This is a genomic window from Taibaiella chishuiensis, assembly GCF_003014535.1.
GTDB lineage: Bacteria > Bacteroidota > Bacteroidia > Chitinophagales > Chitinophagaceae > Taibaiella > Taibaiella chishuiensis.
The window spans coordinates 656,722-679,142 of the sequence record NZ_PYGD01000001.1; the positions used below are offsets into that span (position 1 = coordinate 656,722).

At 51.8% G+C, this 22,421-nt stretch carries 9 protein-coding genes; 4 read left to right on the top strand and 5 right to left on the bottom strand.

All coding sequences use genetic code 11. From position 1 onward, the window contains the following. Positions 1–44 precede the first annotated feature (44 nt). Positions 45–7,430 carry a T9SS outer membrane translocon Sov/SprA gene (gene sov, locus B0I18_RS02820; RefSeq protein ID WP_181358314.1) on the top strand — a complete coding sequence of 2,462 codons (7,386 nt, stop codon included), beginning with the start codon at positions 45–47 and terminating at the stop codon, positions 7,428–7,430. Between the two features lie 238 nt (positions 7,431–7,668). Then, the gene (gene gltX / locus B0I18_RS02825; protein WP_106522032.1) at positions 7,669–9,192 is read left to right on the top strand and encodes a glutamate--tRNA ligase; all 1,524 of its coding nucleotides are present in this window, start codon (positions 7,669–7,671) and stop codon (positions 9,190–9,192) included. Positions 9,193–9,268: 76 nt separating this feature from the next. Here the strand turns inward: gltX and mfd are convergent, their stop codons facing one another. After that, the gene (mfd, locus tag B0I18_RS02830) at positions 9,269–12,751 is read right to left on the bottom strand and encodes a transcription-repair coupling factor (protein ID WP_106521122.1); all 3,483 of its coding nucleotides are present in this window, start codon (positions 12,749–12,751) and stop codon (positions 9,269–9,271) included. 279 nt (positions 12,752–13,030) lie between these two features. Between mfd and B0I18_RS02835 the strand changes: the two genes are divergently transcribed. After that, a complete protein-coding gene (locus B0I18_RS02835) occupies positions 13,031–14,626 on the top strand; it encodes an FMN-binding glutamate synthase family protein (protein WP_106521123.1) in 1,596 nt (531 codons plus the stop codon). 96 nt (positions 14,627–14,722) lie between these two features. On the opposite strand, the gene B0I18_RS02840 is transcribed toward B0I18_RS02835, so the two are convergent. Continuing rightward, complete coding sequence (locus tag B0I18_RS02840; protein WP_106521124.1) at positions 14,723–15,415, bottom strand: riboflavin biosynthesis intermediates N-glycosidase; 693 nt, start codon at positions 15,413–15,415, stop codon at positions 14,723–14,725. Between the two features lie 21 nt (positions 15,416–15,436). Then, positions 15,437–17,095 carry a helix-hairpin-helix domain-containing protein gene (locus B0I18_RS02845; RefSeq protein WP_106521125.1) on the bottom strand — a complete coding sequence of 553 codons (1,659 nt, stop codon included), beginning with the start codon at positions 17,093–17,095 and terminating at the stop codon, positions 15,437–15,439. 138 nt (positions 17,096–17,233) lie between these two features. Here B0I18_RS02845 and B0I18_RS02850 point away from each other — a divergent pair, with 138 nt between their 5' ends. Beyond that, positions 17,234–20,998: a DEAD/DEAH box helicase gene (locus tag B0I18_RS02850; RefSeq protein WP_106521126.1), complete on the top strand. Its 3,765-nt coding sequence runs from the start codon at positions 17,234–17,236 to the stop codon at positions 20,996–20,998. Positions 20,999–21,093: 95 nt separating this feature from the next. Here B0I18_RS02850 and B0I18_RS02855 read toward each other — a convergent pair whose 3' ends face one another. Both B0I18_RS02855 and bcp read right to left on the bottom strand, forming a co-directional pair. Next, complete coding sequence (locus tag B0I18_RS02855) at positions 21,094–21,891, bottom strand: DUF4197 domain-containing protein (RefSeq protein WP_245882038.1); 798 nt, start codon at positions 21,889–21,891, stop codon at positions 21,094–21,096. 58 nt (positions 21,892–21,949) lie between these two features. Further along, a complete protein-coding gene (gene bcp, locus B0I18_RS02860) occupies positions 21,950–22,414 on the bottom strand; it encodes a thioredoxin-dependent thiol peroxidase (RefSeq protein WP_106521127.1) in 465 nt (154 codons plus the stop codon). Between the last annotated feature and the right edge of the window lie 7 nt (positions 22,415–22,421).

Here is a 22,421-nt window from a genome sequence, read left to right on the forward strand (position 1 = left end):
ATAAGCTGCTGGCAGGAGTTATTCTCATTATAACCCTGGCACAGGTGTTTACTGCCCGTGGCTTTGACGATCCGTTGTTTAACCCGGATCCTACGCCTACGCCCACACCAGCTCCCGACGATTCGCTGCGTTTCCCCATTGAAGAAAAGGAAAACCTGGACCCCTCCCGTAATGCAGGCCGCAGCTCCATAGACCTTAAAGATCCCGCAAACATAAAAAAGGGCGTAGAATACGATCCCGATGAAAAACGCTATTACCTTAATGAAAAAGTAGGGGAGGAGAATATTAAGAACCCGACCTATATGGATGCGGAGGAATACCTGAAATACCGCGGACAACAGGACGAAACAGACTACTGGAAAGAACGGCTCGATGCCCTGAGCATGTTCAACCAGAAACCTAAACTGCCTACGCTCTACAAAGAAGGTATTTTCGACCGGCTGTTCGGTAGCAATAAGATCAGTGTTAAACCCCAGGGTAACCTCGACCTGACCTTTGGCGGTAACTGGCAGAATATGAAAAACCCGAACCTGACCCAGCGGGCGCAGAAGTACGGCATCTTCGATTTCGACATGCAGATGAATGTAAACCTGCTTGCTCAGATCGGCGATAAACTTAAACTCAATATCAGTAACAATACCCAGCCCACCTTTGGCGAGCAGAACCTGCAAAAGCTGGAGTATACCGGTAAGGAAGATGAGATTATTAAGAAAATAGAGGCGGGTAACGTAAGTTTCCCCCTGCACAGCGCCCTGTTACAGGGTCCCCTGGCCCTGTTCGGTCTTAAAGCCCAGTTACAGTTTGGTAAGCTCTTTGTTACCGGCGTAATATCCCAACAGAAATCGCAGCGCAAAAGTATAAACCTGCAGGGTGGGGCGCAAACCCAGGCCTTCGAAATAAAGGCCGACGACTATGAAGAGAACCGTAACTTCTTACTGGGCCAGTATTTTTATAATAACTACGAACCGGCGCTGAAGAACTTCCCGATAATTAATTCGCAGGTCGTGCTTACCAAGGTGGAAGTGTGGCTCACCAATCGTACGGGCGCTACCCAGGGCGTACGCGACATCCTCGCCTTTATGGACCTGGGTGAAAAAAATCCTTACCTGCCTTCGCTGGTTGATCCATCGGGTGGCCAGTTGCCCGATAACCGGGTAAACAGGCTTTACCAGCAGATTACCCAGCTGGCTTCCGCCCGTTCGCAGGCTACAGCCACCCAATCGGCTTTGAGCCTCGGCCTGGCCGAAAACCAGGATTTCCAGCGTGTAACCATGCGCCAGCTGAGTTCTTCCGAATTTACCTTCCAGCCGCAGCTCGGTTATATATCGCTGAATACACAGATCAACCCCGACGATGTGCTGGCGGTGTCCTACCGCTATACCTATAATGGCAAGATCTACCAGGTAGGTGAGTTTGCGGAAGATATGCCGCCCGATACGGCCAATGTAAAAGTAATGTTCCTCAAGTTGCTGAAGGGTACGGCTGCAAGGCCGGTGCTGCCCATATGGAACCTGATGATGAAGAACGTTTATTCTATGGGCGGCGGTAATATTTCGCAGGAAGACTTCCGCCTGAATGTGTTGTACCAGGATCCGGGTGGTGGCGAAAAACGGTATATTCCCGATGGCCCGAGTGCCGGTGTCCCGCTGATCACACTGCTCAACCTCGACCGGCTTAACCCGCAGCGCGACCCCGCGCCGGATGGGATATTTGACTTTGTGGAAGGCATTACGATAAATACCCAGCAAGGCAAGATCATCTTTCCGCAGCTCAAACCGTTTGGCGACGGACTGAAACCTGCAATGGGCGGTGATCCGAGGCTGGAGCGCAGGTACCTGTTCCCGATGCTCTACGATTCTACCAAAACCGTAGCGCGGCAGTTCCAGCAAAACAACCGCTTCCTGATCAAGGGTAGCTACAAAGGCGCGGCGGGTAACGATGTGAGCCTTGGCGGTTACAACATACCCCAGGGCTCGGTAACGGTAACCGCCGGCGGCCAGCGCCTGGCTGAAAATGTGGACTATACCGTAGACTACAGCCGTGGTAGTGTGAAAGTGATCAACCAGGGTATACTGGCTTCCGGTATTCCCATCAATATCTCTTACGAGGATAATGCCACTTTTGGTCTTGTGGCCCAGAACTTCTGGGGTACCCGCTTCGACTATTTTGCAAACGAGCACCTTACTATCGGTAGTACCATTATGCGCCTTACCGAAAGGCCGTTTACCCAAAAGGTAACCTTCGGCGACGACCCGATCAAAAATACCGTTGTCGGTTTCGACGCCAATTACCAGAACGAATTTCCCTGGCTGACCCGCACGCTCGATAAGCTGCCGATCTACAGCACCACCGCACCTTCTCTTATTTCACTGAGCGGTGAAGTGGCCGGTATCTTCCCGGGCCACCAGCGTTTTATCAACGCCATCGATCCGGAAGGCTCCGTATTTATCGACGATTTCGAAGGTACCAACAGCTCTATCGATCTGCGGTTCCCGGTTACCAGCTGGACCCTGTCGAGCACACCGGTAGGAGCAAAAGATGCCAACGGCAGGACCCTGTTCCCGGAGGCTACCCTTAACGGCGACCTGAAAAGCGGTACCAACCGCGCCAAACTGGCCTGGTATATGCTGGAGCCTACACTTATCGACGGTAGCTTCGGTACGCCTGCCAATGTAAAGGCCGATACCAGTATGCAGGACTACTGGCGTATGGTAGAGCAGCGCGACGTGTTCCCCCAGAGAACGCAGATCGCTTCGCAAAATAACCTGTCGACCTTCGACCTGGGTTATTATCCCTATGTGCGCGGACCCTACAACTTTGACGTGAACAACGTCAATATGACTACCGGTAACTTTACCAACCCACGCGATCGCTGGGGCGGTATACAGCGTGCCATCGACAATAACAGCAGCGATTTCGAAGCCGCCAACGTGGAGTACATCACGTTCTGGATGCTCGATCCGTTTATCTATAATACCAACAGCACCGGGGGCGACCTGTACCTCAACCTGGGTAATGTATCGGAAGATGTATTGAAAGACTCGCGTCTCTCTTTCGAGAATGGCATTACCTATCCCAAGGATTATACCAAACTGGATATTACCCCCTGGGGTTTTGTGCCGCGTTTCCAGCAGCAGATCACACGGTCCTTCGACAACGACCCCGAAGCCCGTAAGATACAGGATGTGGGTTATGATGAAATGGACGATGAGGAAGAGGGGCGGAAATTCGCAGACTTCCTGCAGCGGATGCAAGACATGGGCGCCTCGGGCGCAGTGTTGAGCAAGTTGCAGAGCGACCCGGCCTCGGACAATTTCCACCATTTCCGCGGACAGGACTATGACCAGCTGGCTAATCGCCAGGGCGAGGCATTGTTGCGCTATAAAGATTTTAATAACCCGAGTGGTAACTCCCCGGTTACTGATCTCAACTCGCAATTTACCTCCTCCGGTTCTACCATACCGGAGTCGGAAGATATTAACCGGGATAACTCGCTCAACGAGACGGAAGCTTATTACCAGTACCGCATACGGATGATGCCCGCCAATAACCCGGCCATGCAGGTGGGGCAAAACTTTATCGTGGATAGAAAAATATCCGATGTAAAGCTGGCCAACGGCCGTACCCAGAGCGAGACCTGGTACCAGTTCAAGGTACCCATCCGGCAATACGATAATGTGGTCGGCGGTATCGGCGATTTCCGTTCCATACGTTTTGTGCGTATGTTCATGTCCGGCTTCCAGGACAGCGTGATCATGCGTTTTGCCCAGCTGCAACTGGACCGTAACCAGTGGCGCCGTTACCTGTTCTCCCTGGTTAAGCCCGGCGAAAATATCCCCGAAGAAGATCAGCGGACCACTACGTTTGCAGTGAATTCGGTAAGCCTCGAGCAGAACTCGCAGCGCATACCGATACCTTATGTTATTCCCCCGGGAGTTAGCCGGCAGAATACGCCCGGTGGTATCGGCGGACAAAACCTGCAGCTCGACGAGCAATCGTTGTCGTTGCAGCTCTGCGGCCTGAAAGATGGCGATGCCCGGGCGGCATTTAAAGAAACCCGGGTAGATATGCGGCAGTATAAATCGCTGCGTATGTTTATCCACGCCGAATCGGTACCCAGCCAGGCGCCGGTACGCGACGGCGACCTGATGGCTTTCATCAGGGTGGGTAGCGATTTTATCAATAACTACTACGAATACCAGATCCCGCTGAAAATTACCCAGCCGGGTGTTACCTCTTCCGATGCGGAGCTGATATGGCCTGCAGCCAACAGGCTGGACATATTGATGAGCAAGCTTATCGATATCAAAACCCAGCGTAATGCGCAGAATTACCCCAGCTACCTGCCTTTTATTACAAAAGATGATGTGGGCAATACCGTAGTGGTAGTGGGTAACCCCAACTTCGGCGATGTGAAAAACATTATGCTGGGTGTTGCCAATCCTAAAAAGACCCTGCAGACACCGCTCGACGATGGCCAGCCCAAATGTGCCGAGGTATGGTTCGATGAACTGCGTATGGCAGGCCTCGACGAACAGCCGGGTTATGCGGCTTCGGGCCAGACCAATATCCAGCTGGCCGACCTGGGTAATGTACACCTCGGCGCCAGCACGCACACCATTGGTTATGGTAATATCGACCAGAAAGTGGACCAGCGGTTCCGCGATAACTTCTATGCCTACGACGTATCGTCTAACCTGAACTTCGGTAAATTGCTACCTAAGAGCCTGGGCCTGCAACTACCCGTATTCTTCGGTTATACACAAACCGTAAGCAATCCCAAATACGACCCTTACGATAAGGACGTAGTCCTGAGCGACAAGATCGCTTCCGTTGCCGATTCCCGTCAGCGCGATTCCATCCGTAAGGCCTCGCAGGACTTTACCTCTGTAACCAGCTTCAACCTGAGCAATGTGCGTTATATGGGTAACCCTGAAAAACAAGGTAAGGCGCCTATGCCCTGGAGTCTTAAAAACTTTGACCTGAGTTATGCCTATAACCGTTCCTTCAAACGTAACCCCTTGCTGGCGCACGACGAGATGGAGGACCAGCGCCTGGGCATCGGGTATAACTATTCGATCAAGGCTAACCCCATCGAGCCGTTTAAGAAACTGATCAAATCGAAGTCGCGGTGGTGGGCGCCGATCAAGGAGTTCAACTTCAACCTGCTGCCCAGCAGCTTCTCCTTCCGTTCCGATTTGCACCGTATTTTCGGGGAAACCCAGGTGCGCAATATCGACGGCGGCCCTTATGCCATACCGTCTACTTACTTTAAGAATTTTACCTGGGACAGGACCTACAACCTGCGCTGGGAGCTTACCCGCGCCCTGTCGTTCAGTTATACGGCCAATAACCAGTCCCGTATCGACGAGCCTTACGGACGCCTGGATAGCAAAGAGAAGAGAGACTCTATATGGCGTAATATTGCCCGCTTCGGACGTAATACCTATTTCTCGCAGAGTCTTAATGTGACGTATACCCTGCCTACGCAGAAGTTCCCCATCCTCGACTGGACGCGGGCAACAGCCACCTATACCTCTACCTATAACTGGACTGCTGCTTCGCTGCTGGCTAACGACCAGGGTAATATTATGGCCAATACCCAGCTGAAGCAGATCAACGGTGAGTTTACCTTTAGCCAGCTATACAACAAGTCGCGCCTGCTCAAAGCGATCAACACACCAAAAGTGCGGGAACGGACACTGGATTCGAAAACCATGCAGGTGGACGATCCCAGCGGTAAATTGTCGCCTGCAGGCGGGGGCAAGAGCATGATGACCGTGGCGCAGAAAAGCGGTACTAAAGACCAGGCCAAAACCGGGCAGGTACCGCCGCGGCCTAAGAAAAAAGAGATTAAGAAAAAAGACGTGCCCGGCTATGATACTCTGTCGGCAGGCGACCTGCGTGCTGCCTGGAAAAAGCTGAAGAAAGCGGAGAAGGTACGCTTCAAGAAAGAGCTGGCAGCCTGGCGGGCCAAAAAGAAAAATATACTGCCCGAAATATCGGACGGGGTACGCGCTGTGGGCCGTCTTGCGACTATGCTCAAACGCGTAACCGTAAGTTATTCGGAAAGCGCGGGAACCATATTGCCCGGCTTTATGGACAGCACCCAGTTCTTCGGTGTAAACTCGCGCTCAGGTAACTCCTGGTACGACTTCGCCTTCGGCGCCCAGCCCGACCGCGAATGGCTCGACCGGCAGGCTGAATTGCAAAGAATATCCCGGAACCCGATCTTTAACGGCCAGCTGCAGCAAACCTTTAACCAGAACCTGAACCTGGTGGCTACCGTAGAGCCGGTACCCGACCTGCGTATCGATCTTACCTGGACGAAACAGTTCTCCAAAAGTTATTCGGAGACCTTTAAGTTTGATACCTCAGTTAACAAATATGAGCACTACAGCCCGTATAGCATGGGTACCTTCAATGTATCCTTTATCGGCTTAAAAACTATGTTCACCCCGCTGCGTGCCAACGAGCTGTCGGAGCCGTATATGGACTTCCTCAATTACCGGAAGATCATTTCCGAGCGCCTGGGTAATATCAACCCATACACCGGTGGCCTGAACGATCCGGACGATCCGGAATACAAGAAGGGGTATACCCGCTATGCCCAGGATGTGCTGATCCCGGCATTCCTGGCGGCCTACGGCGGCCGCAACCCGGCTACTATCCCGCTGATGAACAACAACAGCAGCAATATCCGGAGCAATCCGTTTAAATATTATACGCCGATGCCTAACTGGCGTCTGACTTATAATGGCTTGTCCAAGCTGCCGTTCTTCAGCGACTATGTAAATACCTTTACGATCAATCATAGTTATACCGGTAACCTGTCGATGAACAGTTTCGTCAGCTCCTTCTATTACCTGGACCAGCTGGCGGTGGGCTTCCCATCGTTTATCGATTCCAACTCGCATAACTATGTGCCGTTCTTCCAGGTGCCCAATATTACCATATCCGAAAGCCTCGGCCCGTTGCTGGGCTTCGATGTGGCCTTTAAAAACGGCGTGAGTATCAGTATCAAGTTCAATAAGACGCGTATGCTGAGCCTTAGCCTGGTAGACTACCAGGTGAGCGAGACCAAATCTACCGAACTGGTAGTGGGTGGTGGTAGCCGTATCAAAGGCCTCAACCTGCCCTTTACGATATTCGGAACCCGCAGGCTGAAGAATGATATCAACTTCCGTATGGATATCGGTTATCGCGACGATATTACCTCGAACAGTTACCTGGCGCAGAATACCAATATCCCGACGCGGGGACAGAAGGTAATCACCATTTCACCATCGATCGACTATATCATCAACGATAACCTGCAGCTCCGGTTCTTCTACGACCGACGGCAAAGTATACCGGTTATGTCGACGTCCTTCCCGATAACGACGACCAGGGCGGGGATGACGCTGCGGTTCCTGTTTGCACCGCAATAAAAATGAAGTTATACCAAGGGAGCCCTGCGGCTCCCTTTTTTATAAGTCTCCGTTTGTCGCATACTAACTGTTACATGCCCAAGCACGAACGGTATCTCAGATGCAAACCGGCAGCAGGCCATTGCCTGGTCCGGGCAAAAGCAACCGGAACACGCACCGGCCTTAGCTTCCGGCATTAGTTTGTGGGAATGTGAAAACCGGTTCATTGCATTCCGTCTTTTCTTTTTATTTTCGCAGCATGACTACACCAAATGTTCGGGTACGATTTGCGCCCAGCCCCACCGGGGGACTGCACCTTGGCGGTGTGCGCACCGTACTGTTTAATTACCTGTTTGCAAAAAAGAATAACGGAACTTTTGTACTGCGCGTCGAAGACACCGACCAGGGGCGTTATGTAGAAGGCGCCGAAGACTATATATTTGATTGCCTCGACTGGTGCGGCCTTACGCCCGACGAAAGTGTGCGTAAGGAAGGTCCTTACGCCCCTTACCGCCAGAGCGAGCGCAAAGTAATCTACCACGACTATGCGGAGCAATTGCTCAAAAGCGGTCATGCCTATTATGCATTCGATACGCCGGAAGAGCTCGAGCAAATGCGCGAGCAGTTTAAAACTGCCGAAAACCCCTCGCCGCAATACGATCACCGTACCCGTGGCCTGATGCGCAACTCGCTGACCCTGCCTGAAGAGGAAACAAAGCAACTGCTGGCTGCCGGCACGCCTTACGTGGTACGCATCAAAATGCCGGAAAACGAAACCGTGCATTTTACGGATATGATCCGCGGCGATATTGCACACGACACCAATGTAGTGGACGATAAAGTACTGATCAAAGGCGATGGTATGCCTACCTATCACCTGGCGGTGGTTGTAGACGATTACCTGATGAAGATAACCCATGCCTTCAGGGGCGAAGAGTGGCTGCCGAGTGCACCGGTGCACATTATGTTGTGGAAAAACCTGGGCTGGGAAAAGGACATGCCGAAATGGGCGCACCTGCCGCTGATCCTGAAGCCCGATGGCAATGGTAAGCTGAGTAAAAGAGACGGCGATCGCCTGGGTTTCCCGGTATTCGCTATGGACTGGACCGACCCGCGTACCGGCGAAAAAACAACCGGTTTCCGCGAGCATGGTTTCCTGCCCGAAGCCTTCGTAAACATGCTGGCCCTGCTGGGCTGGAATCCCGGTACCGAACAGGAGATCTTCTCGCTCGAAGAGCTGGGCCAGGTCTTCAGCATGGAGCGGGTGCATAAAGGCGGCGCCAAATTCGATTATGAAAAAGCAAAATGGTTCAACCAGCAGCATATACAAAGAGCCGATAACGAGCGCCTGGCCACGCTTGCAGCGCCTTTCTTCGAAAAAGAAGGCATCGTTACCGATCCAGCTACACTAGTAAAAGTGGTAGGCCTGATCAAAGAACGTTGCCACCTGCTGGCCGACTTCGTGCCGCAGGGCCGCTTCTTCTTCGAAGCGCCACAGAGCCTGGACCTGGATTCCATTAAAGGCAAATGGAGCGACGAGAAGACCAGCTTCTTCCGTACCTGGAGTGCGCAGCTCGATACCGTTGAATGGTCGCACGACGCACTGGAAGCCTCTTTCAGCGCATTAGCCACCGAAACGGGTATTAAAAAAGGCGAACTCATGCTGCCGCTGCGTATTATGCTGGTCGGTGGTAAGTTTGGTCCTGGTGTATTTGATATTATCGCGATGATCGGTAAAGAAGCCACCCAACAGCGCATCGCTACTGCCTTGGCTGCACTGTAACCCTGTTGAAGACATAACTGTAATACAAGAACGGCCACGCGATAAGTGTGGCCGTTCTGCATCTGGTTAAAGTTCTTTACTTTTTGGTCATGCCCTGCAGGAACCACTCCACATCGCTCATCGATTTGATATGATCGACGATCAGCATAAAGTTTTTACCCACTTGTTTCAGGCGGGCGTTATTGGTTTGCGTCTGGATATACTGCATGATATAATTGAAAGTTTCGCTTTCGAAATAGGGCGAGTCCGGGTTGCTTACAAAGTACAGGCGCATCTGTTCATTCTTCAGGATCAGCTTCTCGAAGCCCAGCTCCTTAGCCATTTTGCGGCAACGCAGTGCCCGGAACAGGTCGTTTACCTGTGCGGGTATCGGGCCAAAACGGTCGCGCAACTCTTCTTCGAACAACTGAAGTTCAGCTTCATCCTCGATATCGTCCAGTTGGGTATACAGCGATAAACGTTCGGTAATATTTTCGATATAACTATCGGGGATCAGGATCTCGAGATCGGTATCGATCGTACAATCGGTAACGAAATCTTTTTTACGGTCCATTTCCTCGGCAAACACTTCTTTAAAGTCCGTGCTCCTGAGCTCGTGCATCGCCTCGGCCAGGATCTTCTGGTACATTTCAAAGCCGATCTCGGCGATAAAACCGCTCTGCTCGCCGCCCAGTATATTGCCGGCGCCACGTATGTCAAGGTCGCGCATGGCGATCTGGAAACCGCTGCCCAGCTCGTTAAACTGTTCGAGGGTTTGCAGGCGTTTGCGGCTGTCGTTAGGCAGGGTAATCATCGATGGCGCCACCAGGTAACAGAAGGCCTTTTTATTGTTACGGCCCACACGGCCACGCAGCTGGTGCAGGTCGCTCAGTCCGAAGTGGTGTGCGTTATTGATGATGATGGTATTGGCATTCGAAATGTCTACACCACTCTCCACGATATTGGTACAGCACAGCACATCGTATTTGTAATTGATGAAATCGAGCAAAGCCTTTTCCAGTTTGCTGCCTTCCATCTGCCCGTGGGCCATACCGATCTCCAGGTCGGGACAAAGCTCGCGCAGCTTCTCGGCCATAGCCGGCAGGCTCTGCACGCGGTTGTGTACAAAGTATACCTGGCCGCCGCGTTCGGTTTCGAAATAGATGGCATCGCGTATAGTAGCCTCGTCAAAGCCCATCACCTCGGTATGTACCGGCTGGCGGTTAGGCGGCGGCGTATTGATAATGCTCATATCGCGGGCATTCATCAGCGAGAATTGCAGGGTACGCGGTATGGGCGTGGCCGTAAGTGTAAGCGTATCCACATTGGCTTTGCGCTCGCGCAGCTTCTCTTTGGCGCTTACACCAAACTTCTGCTCTTCGTCGATAATCAGCAGGCCCAGGTCTTTAAACTTCACTTCCTTACCCAGCAGCGCATGCGTACCGATAATGATATCTACTTTGCCTTCTTCGACCCGCTTCAGTGTTTCCTTTTTTTCCTTGGCCGATTTAAACCGGTTAATAAAGTCCACATTGGCGGGGAAGTCCTTCAGCCTTTCTTTAAAAGTCTGGTAATGCTGGTAAGCCAGGATGGTGGTAGGTACCAGGATGGCGGCCTGTTTGCTGTCGCCTACCGTTTTGAATGCTGCGCGTACCGCGATCTCCGTTTTACCAAAGCCTACGTCGCCGCATACGAGGCGGTCCATAGGTGCGGGGGCTTCCATATCGCGTTTCACATCGGCCGTGGCCTTGCTCTGGTCGGGCGTATCTTCGTAGAAGAAGGAGGCCTCCAGCTCGGTTTGGATATAACTGTCGGGCGAGTGTGCAAAACCTGGTGAGGCTTTGCGGCGTGCATACAGGCGGATCAGGTCGGCGGCAATATCTTTTACCTGTTTCTTGGTCTTGTTCTTCAGCTTCTCCCAGGCATCGCTACCCAGTTTGTTGACCTTGGGTACCGTACCTTCCTTACCGGTGTACTTACTGATCTTGTGCAGCGAGTTGATGTTGACATACAGTACATCGTTATCGCGGTACAGGATGCGCACCGCCTCCTGCATATTGCCGTTCACTTCGATCTTTTGCAGGCCGCTGTATTTGCCTACACCATGGTCGATATGGGTTACAAAATCGCCGGGCTGCAATTCTTTCAGGGCTTTGAGGGTAATGGCCTTGCCCTTGCTGTAAGCCTGTTTGATGCGGTATTTATGATACCGCTGGAATATCTGGTGATCGGTATAGGCAAGGATCTTATGCTCATGATCGATAAAGCCCTTGCTGAGCGAAACCGGTATGGGTACGAAGTTGATCTGTGCATTCGAATCTTCGAAAATAGTACGCAGGCGCTCCAGCTGCTTCGCGTTCTCGGCAAAGATATATGGGGTGTATCCCGCGTCTATATAGCGTTTCAGGTTGCCCGTCAGGATCTCGAAGTTCCGGTTGAACACCGGTTGGTGTTCGGTAGAGAAGCTGACCGGTTGGTAGGCCGAGAAATTGATGGGTTTAAAGGTCGACAGGTCGATCACATTATTGCGTTCGCGTTCCCGGTCTGCTATGGATTTGGTCTCTTCGGTACTGCCCGTGCTTTCATTTTTATCGGCGGTGGCAAACCATTCGATAATGTGTTTGTGCTGCAGTTTGTCGCGCCATTCGCTGGCGATCTCGAAGTCGTCGGCAGCCAGTTCCTTCAGCCATTGCTCCTCCTGCTCTACGGCTGTAATATTGCCCTGGGGCAGCTTTTCGGCCAGGTCCAGCTCCATCTTTGACAATTTGCCCAGGGTAAAGTCGAGGTCCTTAAACCAGAAGGTGGTGTGTTCGGGCAGGTAATCGAGCAGCGATATTTTCTCCTGTGTTTCAAACCGGGTCTCTATATTGGGCAATATGGAAACCTGTAACAGTTTACGTTCCGAAAGCTGGGTTTCGGGATTGAAGATCCGGATGCTGTCGACCTCGTTGCCAAACAGCTCGATACGGTAAGGGTGTTCGTTGCCGAAAGAGTAGATATCTAAAATGCCGCCGCGCATGGCAAACTGCCCGGGTTCGTATACAAAGTCTTCCCGCTTAAAACCCAGTTCCACAAAGCGTTTCATTAGCTCGTCCACTTTCAGGATCTCGCTGGTCTTGATGTGGATCATATTGCTGGAAAGCGACTGGGCGTTGACCACTTTTTCAAACAGGGCTTCGGGATAAGTTACCAGTACTTTCCGTTTTACATTGGCCCCGCTGCGGGTCTTACTTTCCGAAAGGTGGGCCAGGGCTTCGGTACGCAGCATGATATGGCTGCTGTTGAGCCCGGTATATACCCCGGTTTTCTTAAACGAGTCGGGAAAAAAGCAGATATCCAGCGCCTGGGTCAGGCTTTCGAGATCATTATGAAAATAAGCGGCTTCTTCCCGGTCGTTCAGGACAAACACATGGTTGGTTTCGGCTTGCTGCCATACGGCGGTCGCAATAAAGTTGACGGAAGAGCCTCGCAGGTTACGGAGCGATATACGCATCTTGGGTTCCGGCAATGAAAGGCCGGCCGCTAATTGTTTTAAGCGGTTATCGTTGAGATAAATACCCAGCAAAGTTTGCAGGTTCATGAGGGCGCAAAGGTACGCAGAATTGTGCTGTTTCTGTAAATACAGGCATCAACGGGAACTATAACCCCGCCCGGCATGCCTGTTTTATAATCCCTGTTTTATGCAGAATATATAAAATAAATATTTGTATTTTTAACTAAAATTTCGGTTTTATGCATTCGGACCTGCACAAAAGGCGCTTTATTCGTTAAGAAACAGAAAAGGAGCGGCTTTTAGTTGGAAAATCGGGATAATCTTCCGTGCTTAGCCGGATTATTCACTACTTTATGTTGTAAAGTTATGCGTAAACTTTTCGTTATCGTCTCTGCCATCCTGGTATTGAGCACCCTCTTGTTATCCATATTTTTTAGCCCTTACTGGTATCCCTTCTTCGTGATCTTCCTCTTTTTTACCCTCATGGGGTATTACGACATGGTGCAGAAGAAGCACAGTATTATGCGTATTTACCCCGTATTTGGCAGGCTGCGCTACTTTATGGAAGAAATGAGGCCCAAGGTGTACCAGTACTTCGTGGAATCGGATACCGATGGCCGGCCGATCAACCGTATCGACCGCTCTACCATTTACCAGCGCGCCAAAAAAGAAACCGATACCATGCCCTTTGGTACCCAGATCGAAGTGTATAACGAAGGCTACGAATGGATGTGTCATTCTATCGCCCCCAAAAACTTCGATGAGCTGGATCACAACCCCCGCGTGGTATTTGGCAACAAGGACTGCCGGCAGCCCTATTCGGCCAGTGTGCTCAATATCTCTGCCATGAGTTACGGCTCGCTCAGCTCCAATGCCGTAGAGGCCATGAATGCAGGTGCGCAGATCGGCGGTTTTGCCCACAATACCGGCGAGGGCGGTTTGAGTCCCTTCCACCTTAAACATGGCGGCGATATCATCTGGCAGATCGGTACGGGTTACTTCGGCTGCCGCGACGAGCAGGGCAATTTTTCGCCCGAGCTGTTTGCCGAGAAGTCGCGTCATCCCAATGTAAAGATGATCGAGCTGAAAATATCACAAGGCGCCAAACCGGGCCATGGCGGTATCCTGCCGGCCTCTAAAAACACGCCGGAGATCGCTGCTATCCGGCATATCAAACCTTATACCGTGGTGGCCTCGCCGCCTTACCACTCGGCTTTTAGTACGCCGCGGGAAATGGTGGCCTTCCTCAAAAAAATGCGGGATCTCTGCGAGGGCAAGCCTATTGGTTTCAAACTGTGTATCGGGCATAAGAGCGAGTTTATCGCGATCTGTAAGGCCATGATCGAGCTTGATACCTATCCCGATTTTATAACCGTAGATGGTGGCGAAGGCGGTACCGGTGCGGCGCCGCAGGAGTTCTCCAACTATGTGGGCGCGCCCCTGCTCGATGGCCTGGCCTTTGTACACAATATCCTGCGCGGTCTGGATATCCGCAAACATATCCGCATTATCGCTTCCGGCAAGATCATTTCCGGGTTCCATATCCTGCGGGCTATGGCCCTGGGCGCTGATACCTGCAACAGTGCAAGGGCGATGATGATGGCCGTGGGTTGTATCCAGGCGCTGCAGTGCAATACCAACAAATGTCCTACGGGTGTGGCCACCCAGGATCCTTCGCTTGCGGTAGGCCTTGTCGTATCCGATAAAAAGACCCGTGTGGCGAATTACCACAACGCCACGGTTAAGAATTTCGTGGAACTGCTGGGCGCTTCAGGTCTCGATAATATGGGCAATATTACCCGCTCGCATATTTACCGCAGGATATCACTCAACGAAATGCTCACCTTCGAAGAGATCTTCCCTTCGGTGCCCCTGGGTTCGATGACGGATGGCATTATCCCCGAACGGTACCGCGCCGATTTCGGCTGGGCCAATATGGATAAGTGGGGGATCAGTGTATAATCGCGCTGGCATGCCTTTACAGGCTATTCCTGGAGATAATTACAAGGCCCCGTCGCTGACGGGGCCATGTGTTTTTAAGCATGGTCGCTGTTCCTGTTATTGATGGGGCAGGGTAGCCCGCAATTGCATCAGCAACGTACCCAGGTGGTTTTTGCCGGCGCCGGTGCGGCCTATACCCCAGAAGTTATCAAAAGGAGAATTTTCGATGAGCAATCGTTCACCGGTCGAGCGCAGGAGGTCGCGGATACCGGCATGCGTGGCGAATTTCCGTTCCAGCGCGGTACGCATCACTTCGATCTTTACCAGGCGCCAATCCGGGCGTATCGCTATGCTTTGTGTTTTGCCAAGGTCGGCGGCATCTTTGGCCGTGGCTGCCCGTATTACCTGTTGCTTGCAGGTGTTGTCGGTAAACTTTTCGGATTGGTAGTAATGCTCGGCTGTGGCAAAGTATTGCCCCAGGTGACTAAAGCCATGCGGCGAGAAATTGGAAAACACGCCGAAGGGTTGCTCCTGCGGCGTGTAAAAATAAATTGCGGTACTGAAGTCGGTGGTTAAAACGCAGTCCTGCCCCAGTTGTTGCCTGCTTATCCGGTAATAAAGCCCGTGGGTATCATTAGCAGGCAGGATCTGCAGCTGTTCTGCGCCGGGGTCATTGTCCAGGGCTATCCTGAAACTGCTGCCGGCCGCCAGTTCTGCTGTTGCAACAGGTACAGCGCCAGGGGCGGCACCGTTGTATGCCTTTACTGTTAAGGCTTTGCTTGTTTTATAGGTGGTATAAGGCAAGATCATGAAAAGGGCACCAGGACCGGGTTACCTGGCTGTTTTAATAAAGGCTTCCAACGCTGTAAGACTCATCGAGCTCAGGTTGCGGGCTGCAGTCAGTCCGCCTTTCTGCGCGGCATATACGCCGTACTTTACCAGGTCCATACCGTTTATCGAGTGCGCATCGGGGTTTACCGACAGCATAGCGCCTTGTTCCAGGGCATAGGGTATCCAGCTCCAGTCGAGGTCCAGCCGGCGGGGGTGCGCATTGATCTCGATCACCACCTTATGCGCCACACAGGCATCGATCAGGGTTTTATGATCTACGGGGTAGCCCTCGCGCGACAGCAGCAGCCTGCCTGTGGGGTGGCCCAGGATGCGGGTAAAAGGGTTGGTAATAGCTGCGATCAGGCGTTGCATTGCTTTTTCCTCGTTCATCTTCAGGTTGCTGTGTACCGATGCGATCACGAGGTCGAAGGTGCCCAGTACCGATTCGTTATAGTCCAGCGAACCATCGTGCAGGATATCGGCTTCGATACTTTTGAAAATGCGGAAGGGGGCCAGCTTTTCGTTCAGGTGGTCGATCTCGATATGTTGCTGGGCAATGCGTTCGGGGCTCAGGCCGTTGGCGTAGAAAGCCGCCTGCGAGTGATCGCTGATCACCAGGTATTCGTAACCCTTGTCCCTGGCGGCTACCGCCATTTGTTCCAGGGTATTTACGCCGTCGCTCCAGGTAGAGTGGCTGTGTATAATGCCTTTGATATCGGCGGGCTGTATGAGGTCGGGCAGGGTATGGTTTGCCGCCTGCTCCAATACAGGAGCCTGTTCGCGCATGGCGGGTACGATATAGGACAATTGGTTGTGCGCAAATATCGCCTCTTCCGAAGCTGGGGCCTGAGGCAGGGTGTACTTTTCGGCAAAGGCTGCGGCAAACTGAGGCGATGCGGTACTGGTAAAGAGTGTCGTATAAAAATCGCCGGTGGCACAGGTAATAAAACGCAATGCCGGCATGTCCGGTATTTTTACCACCAGGCCTTCGTCGCCGCTATCCGATACGGCTCCGGGTATAGCGCCAAAGTGGCTGCGCAGGCTTGTTTCGTCGAGATCGGTAAGGTAAGAGATGGCCGACAATGCGGGCAATTGCCTGCGGTAGTCTCCTGTAAATTCGGTTTTATGATCCGGGAATGCCTTGCGGATATCGGCCAATACCTGTTCGGCATAAGCTTCGGCTTCGGCCCACAGGTAGAAGCCCTGGTTGTTGCGCAGGAAGGTAATATTCTTCAGGATGCCGTCCTGGGTCTTGGCGCCGAATCCTTTCAGGGTGATCAGGCGGTTCTCGTTGCAGGCATATTCCAGTTCGCCGATCGATTCCAGGCCTAGCTCTTTCCACAGCAGGGCTATCTTTTTAGGCCCGATTCCTTTCAGGCTCAGCATTTCGATCACGCCGGGCGGGGTTTTCAGGATATATTCTTCCAGCAGGGGCAATTTGCCGGTTTCTTTTACCGTGTTGATCTTCTGTGCAACGGCTTCTCCTATACCTGCAATAGACAGGATACGCGCCGTTTCCATCTCGCTCAGTTGTTCCGGTAATTTCTCGATCTTGTAGGCTGCTGTGCTATAGGTTTTGGTCTTAAAACTGTTTTCGCCGTGGATATCCATAAGCTTGGACAGGAGGTCGAACACATCGGCAATTTGCTGGTTGGTCATAGTGCTGCAAAGCTAAAATTTATTGAGAATAGAATAAAATGATAATAAGATCAGAATGTTTAACAGCCTTTGTCTCCTTTTCTGCTTCTTTTTCGATAATTTTGCCGCTTGCCTTTTTCAAAAGGCATTTTTTCAAAAATGTCATTACCCGATTTACTAAAACATGTTTACCATAATGCTACGGATGAAGTGATTCGTAGGGGTAAAAAAATATTTCATACTTCAGGCGTTCAGGTACTCGAAAATGATTCGCTGACCGAGCAAATTTCATTTCGTGTACGCAACGATGTATACAGCAATTACTATAAAGTGATTGTGGAGAATTACATGCACCCCAAAGATCTTTCGCTGAGGTGCCAGTGCCCGTATAATATGGGCAGCGTATGCCGGCACGAGGCCGCAGCCTTATTCCAGCTCAACGACCTGTTGCAGAGCGGCTATTTTGACAATGTCAAAATGGAGTATGACCAGAAGCATACCACGGTGCGGATGCGCCAGATCACGATGCACTTCCTGAAGCTGTTCTCCTCGGCCTCGATCTATGCCAAGGCCGAGACCTGGACCGCCGAGAAACGGGTGCAAATCCTGGAGGCTAAAGACGATGCGGTGACCGCTACGGTTAAAGAAGATAACGGCAAGGTATACGAAGTGCTGCTGAAACAGAACGAAGAACGTTATTTCGATACCTCCTGTACCTGCGATCATACCGAACACCCGCTCTGTGTGCATAAAACCACGGTATTCCTGCAACTGCTCAATACCTATGGCGGCCACTACTTCAGCACCCTGCGCAACTGGGATACCCAAAAGGACAAACTGCTCAGCCTGTATGGTTACAGCCTGAAGGACGACCTGAAGGGAAAGTTCGAATTTTCGTACCACGAAGGCAAACCCTTCCTGCGTGTGCTCGATCCGTCGATCAAAAAAATTGCCCTGCAGCCCGCTGCACCGGTATCCAAATACAAAAAAGAAGAAGTTGTTGAAGAGCCGGCTTCGGTACCGCAAAACCGCAGGCTGGGCGTGGTGGTCAGCAACAAGAGCCCGTATTTCCCGTATACCAGTTTCGACCTGATCTCCGGCGAGGCCGACGAATCGGGCTTCGAGTACAAGGGTAGCGTGGAAAAACTGGAACTGGGGCAGTATATCTCTCCTGCAGGCCTGCAGGACCGCGATAAGCTGCTGATTACCGCGCTGCGCAAACAAAGCGCCGACGAGCTGTTCAAGTCGATTAAACGCGAAACGCCTTTCGGCGAATTCTGGGACTCGCTGCCCAAAGAAATGACCGAAAGCCCCAAGGAAGAGCTGAAAAAGCAAGCCTGGGATTTCTACCTGCCGCGCTACCAGCGCCTGCTGGAGCATTATGCCAGTTATCCTTTCGTTTACTTTTTACCGGCAGATCAGAAACTGGGCCTGGCCCAGTTGCAGAAAACGGGTTTCTCTTCCAAATACTTTCATACCCGCCTGTTTGTGGCGCCTGCTGCCGGCAAAAGCGGCGATGTGATGCTGGAACTGAAGTTCCGGATCGAAGAAGATGTATACGAAAGCAAAGACGTAACCGTGATCAACAGCGCGCTGATCCGGGCCGACGATATTTTTTACGCCGCTGCCGGTCCCGATGCACTCGCCATCGTAGACCAGTTCCCGGCCGACGGCCTGCTCCGGATCCCGGCCGCCGACTGGCCGCGTTATCTTAAAGACGAATTACTGCCGCTTTCGGCCAGTACGGATATTACCTTCCATGAAGACCTGCGGGAGCAGGTAACCGAAGAAGAGCCCGAATTGAAGCTGTACCTGCGGGAAACGGATAAGATGATGGTGTTTAAACCGGTGTTCGATTATGCCGGTGTGGAAAAAGAATGGCTGGACTTTACCCCCGCTGTAACCGCGACCAACGGCAAGGTGGTGCTGCACCAACGCAACGAAGCTACCGAGCAGACCTACCTGAACCTGCTGCGTTACCTGCATCCTGCCATGCAGGAGAGCCGTAAGTCGCACTCGTTCCTGCTGCCGGCCAGCGAAGCCCTGAAAGGCAATTGGTACTTCAGCTTTATGGATAAGCTCAACGAAGCCAACGTACAGATCGTAGGGCACGAAAACCTGAAGCAGCTGCGGATTAATCCCAACAAGCCCAAGACCCAGTTGCAGATCAGCAGCGGTATCGATTGGTTCGACGCCGATATGGAGATCTCCTTTGGCGAAGAGCGGGTAAGCATTGCCGATGTAAAAAAGGCGATGACCAAAAAACAGAATTTCGTTTCGCTCAGCGATGGCAGCATCGGCCTGCTATCGGAAGAGTGGATGGATAAATATGCCCTGATGGTGAAGCTGGGCGCTGCCGGCGGCGGTAATAAGCTGCGGTTGCGCAAGTTCCACTTCTCGGCCATTGAAGGCTTAAGCGAAGAGATCGATGAAAACGAAGTACTGGCCGATATCGCGGAGAAACGCGATCGCCTGCTCAATTTCGATTTTGAAAAAGACAGTCCTTCGATAATCCCGGATAATGTGCATGCAACATTGAGGCCTTACCAGCAGGCCGGTTTCCAATGGATGAACTTCCTGAACGAAACAGGCTGGGGTGGTATCCTGGCCGACGATATGGGTCTGGGTAAAACGCTGCAGACCTTAACCTTTTTGCAGCATTATCTCAATCTCAATCCCGGCGCCCTGTTTATGGTGGCCTGTCCTACGACACTGATCTATAACTGGGAAAACGAGATCCGTAAATTTACACCGGACATCACCTACCTGATCCATCATGGCGCGCAACGCCGCAGCAGGCTGGAAGACTTTGCCGGTGTACACCTGATCATTACGACCTATGGTACCCTGCGCAGCGATATCAAGATGCTGTCGCAAATGCAATTCGACTATGTGGTGCTCGACGAATCGCAGGCCATTAAAAACCCGCAATCGCAGATCGCTAAAGCCTCGCTGTTGCTGCAAAGCAAGAACAGGTTAGCCCTGAGCGGTACGCCGGTACAGAACAATACCTTCGACCTCTTTGCGCAGATGAACTTCCTGAACCCCGGTATGCTGGGCTCGATGGAGTTTTTCCGCAACGAGTTTGCCACACCTATCGATAAAATGCAGGAAGAGGAAGCCAAGGCGCATTTGCGTAAAATGATCCATCCCTTCCTGTTGCGCCGTACCAAAGAACAGGTAGCGCCCGATCTTCCGGAAAAAACGGAAATGGTGCTGTTCTGCGAAATGGGCGCCAAGCAGCGTAAGATCTACGACGCTTACCGCAACAGCTTCCGCTCCAAAATACTGGGTGAGATCGAAGAAAAAGGTATGGAGCGCGTACAGCTCAGCATCCTGACGGGGCTTATGAAGCTGCGGCAGATCTGTGACTCGCCCGCCATCCTGAACGAAGAAGAAAGCTTCGAAAACCACTCGGTGAAGATCGAGGAACTGGTACGGGAGCTGACCGAAAATACCGGTAACCACAAGGCCCTGGTGTTCTCGCAGTTCCTCGGTATGCTTAACCTTATCCGCGAAGAGCTCGACCGGCTTAATATTCCTTATGTTTACTTCGATGGGGGTACCTCGTCGGTCGACAGGGAAAAGGCGATCCAGAGCTTCCAGAACGAAGAAAGCTGCCGGGTATTCCTCATCTCGCTCAAAGCGGGTGGTGTGGGTCTGAACCTTACGGCCGCCGATTATGTGTATATCGTAGATCCGTGGTGGAACCCTGCCGTAGAGCAACAGGCCATTGACCGTACGCACCGTATCGGGCAAACGAAGAGCATCTTTGCTTACCGCCTCATTTGTAAAGACACCATCGAAGAAAAGATACTGTTGTTGCAGGAACGTAAGCTGAGCCTCGTAAAAGAGCTGATTGCCGACGATAATGCCTTCCTGAAAAAACTGACCAAAGAAGATGTGGCTTACCTGTTAAGTTAAGTCCTGAATCGACGAAAAAAGCGCGTAAGAGTCTTTACTCTTACGCGCTTTTTTTATTGATGTGAAGCAAAAATAGTGTTGATGATATCCGGGCCTTATTTGGCGCCGAATACTTTTTGCAGCAGCCCGCTTACCTGGGCGGCAGGGTTGTTCCGGATCTTGGCCTCCTCGTCGCCGATGGAGGTAAAGATACCGCTCAGGGCCCGCTCGGTTACATAACCCGTCAGGTCGGGGTTTACCTTGTTCTGCGCAAGCGGCAGTTTGTTATAGGTGCTGAATACGGTTTTCCAGATATCGGGTGCGCCCACTTTATTGAGCGATTTCTGGATTACGGGTTGGAAGGCGGCCGTTAAAGCGCCGGTCGTTTTTCCCTTCAGGTAAGTGGTCGCTGCATTGCTGCCGCCGCGCAGGATATTGATACCATCGGTAATAGACATAGAAGTAATCGCATTGATAAAGATCGGCGCAGCCTGTTTGGCCGCATCTTCCGCGGCACGGTTCATCGACAGGATGGCTTTATCGACCACGGAGCCCATACCGATCGAACGCAGGGTTTGTTCTACCTGTTGCGCCTCTTTGGGTAACAGGATCTTCAACGCCGCGTTTTTGAAGAAACCATCCGTCATAGACAGTTTGTTCGAGGCATTTTGCGCCCCTATTTTCAATGCCTCTTTAAGGCCGGAGGCGATGTCGGTGCTGCTGAGCCCGGCGCCGAGGCCGCTGTTGCCCGAGCCTGTATTATTGTTGTTGCCATTATTGGTATTGGTGCCGGTCGATTTGGAACCACCGTTTTTTATTGCGTTCAGCAGATCGTCAAAGCTCTGCGCTTTAGCGCCGGAGGCTGCTCCGGCAACGATACCTGCTACGAGCAGGGATGCGATCATCTTTTTCATTGAAAACAGTATTTAATCCCTTGGACTCAAAAAGAATGCCAAAGTTGCATGAACAAAATTATTTCCACAGATCCAGGATCTGCGTGGTATGATCCTTGCTGACTACTTTTTCGATAATGTGCTCAATAATACCCTTTTCGTTTATGAGGAACGTGGTACGGTGCGTACCCATAAATTCCCTGCCCATAAACTTTTTAAGTCCCCATACGCCATAGGCCTCTACAATTTTGCGGTCCGGGTCGGCTACCAGCGGGAAAGGCAATCCGTGCTTCTGTTCAAATTTCTTATGGCTCTTCTCAGTATCGATGCTTATGCCCAATACGACCATCCCGTTCTTTTTCAGCAGGGCATAGTTGTCTCTTATATTGCAGGCCTCGTTGGTACAGGTGGGTGTATTGTCTTTCGGGTAAAAGAAAAGAACCACCTTTTTGCCTTTATAATCGCTCAGTGATATCTTGTCGCCGTTCTGGTCGGTTGCGGTAAATGCCGGCGCTTTGTCGCCGGGCTGTAGCTTTAATTCCATAGGTATA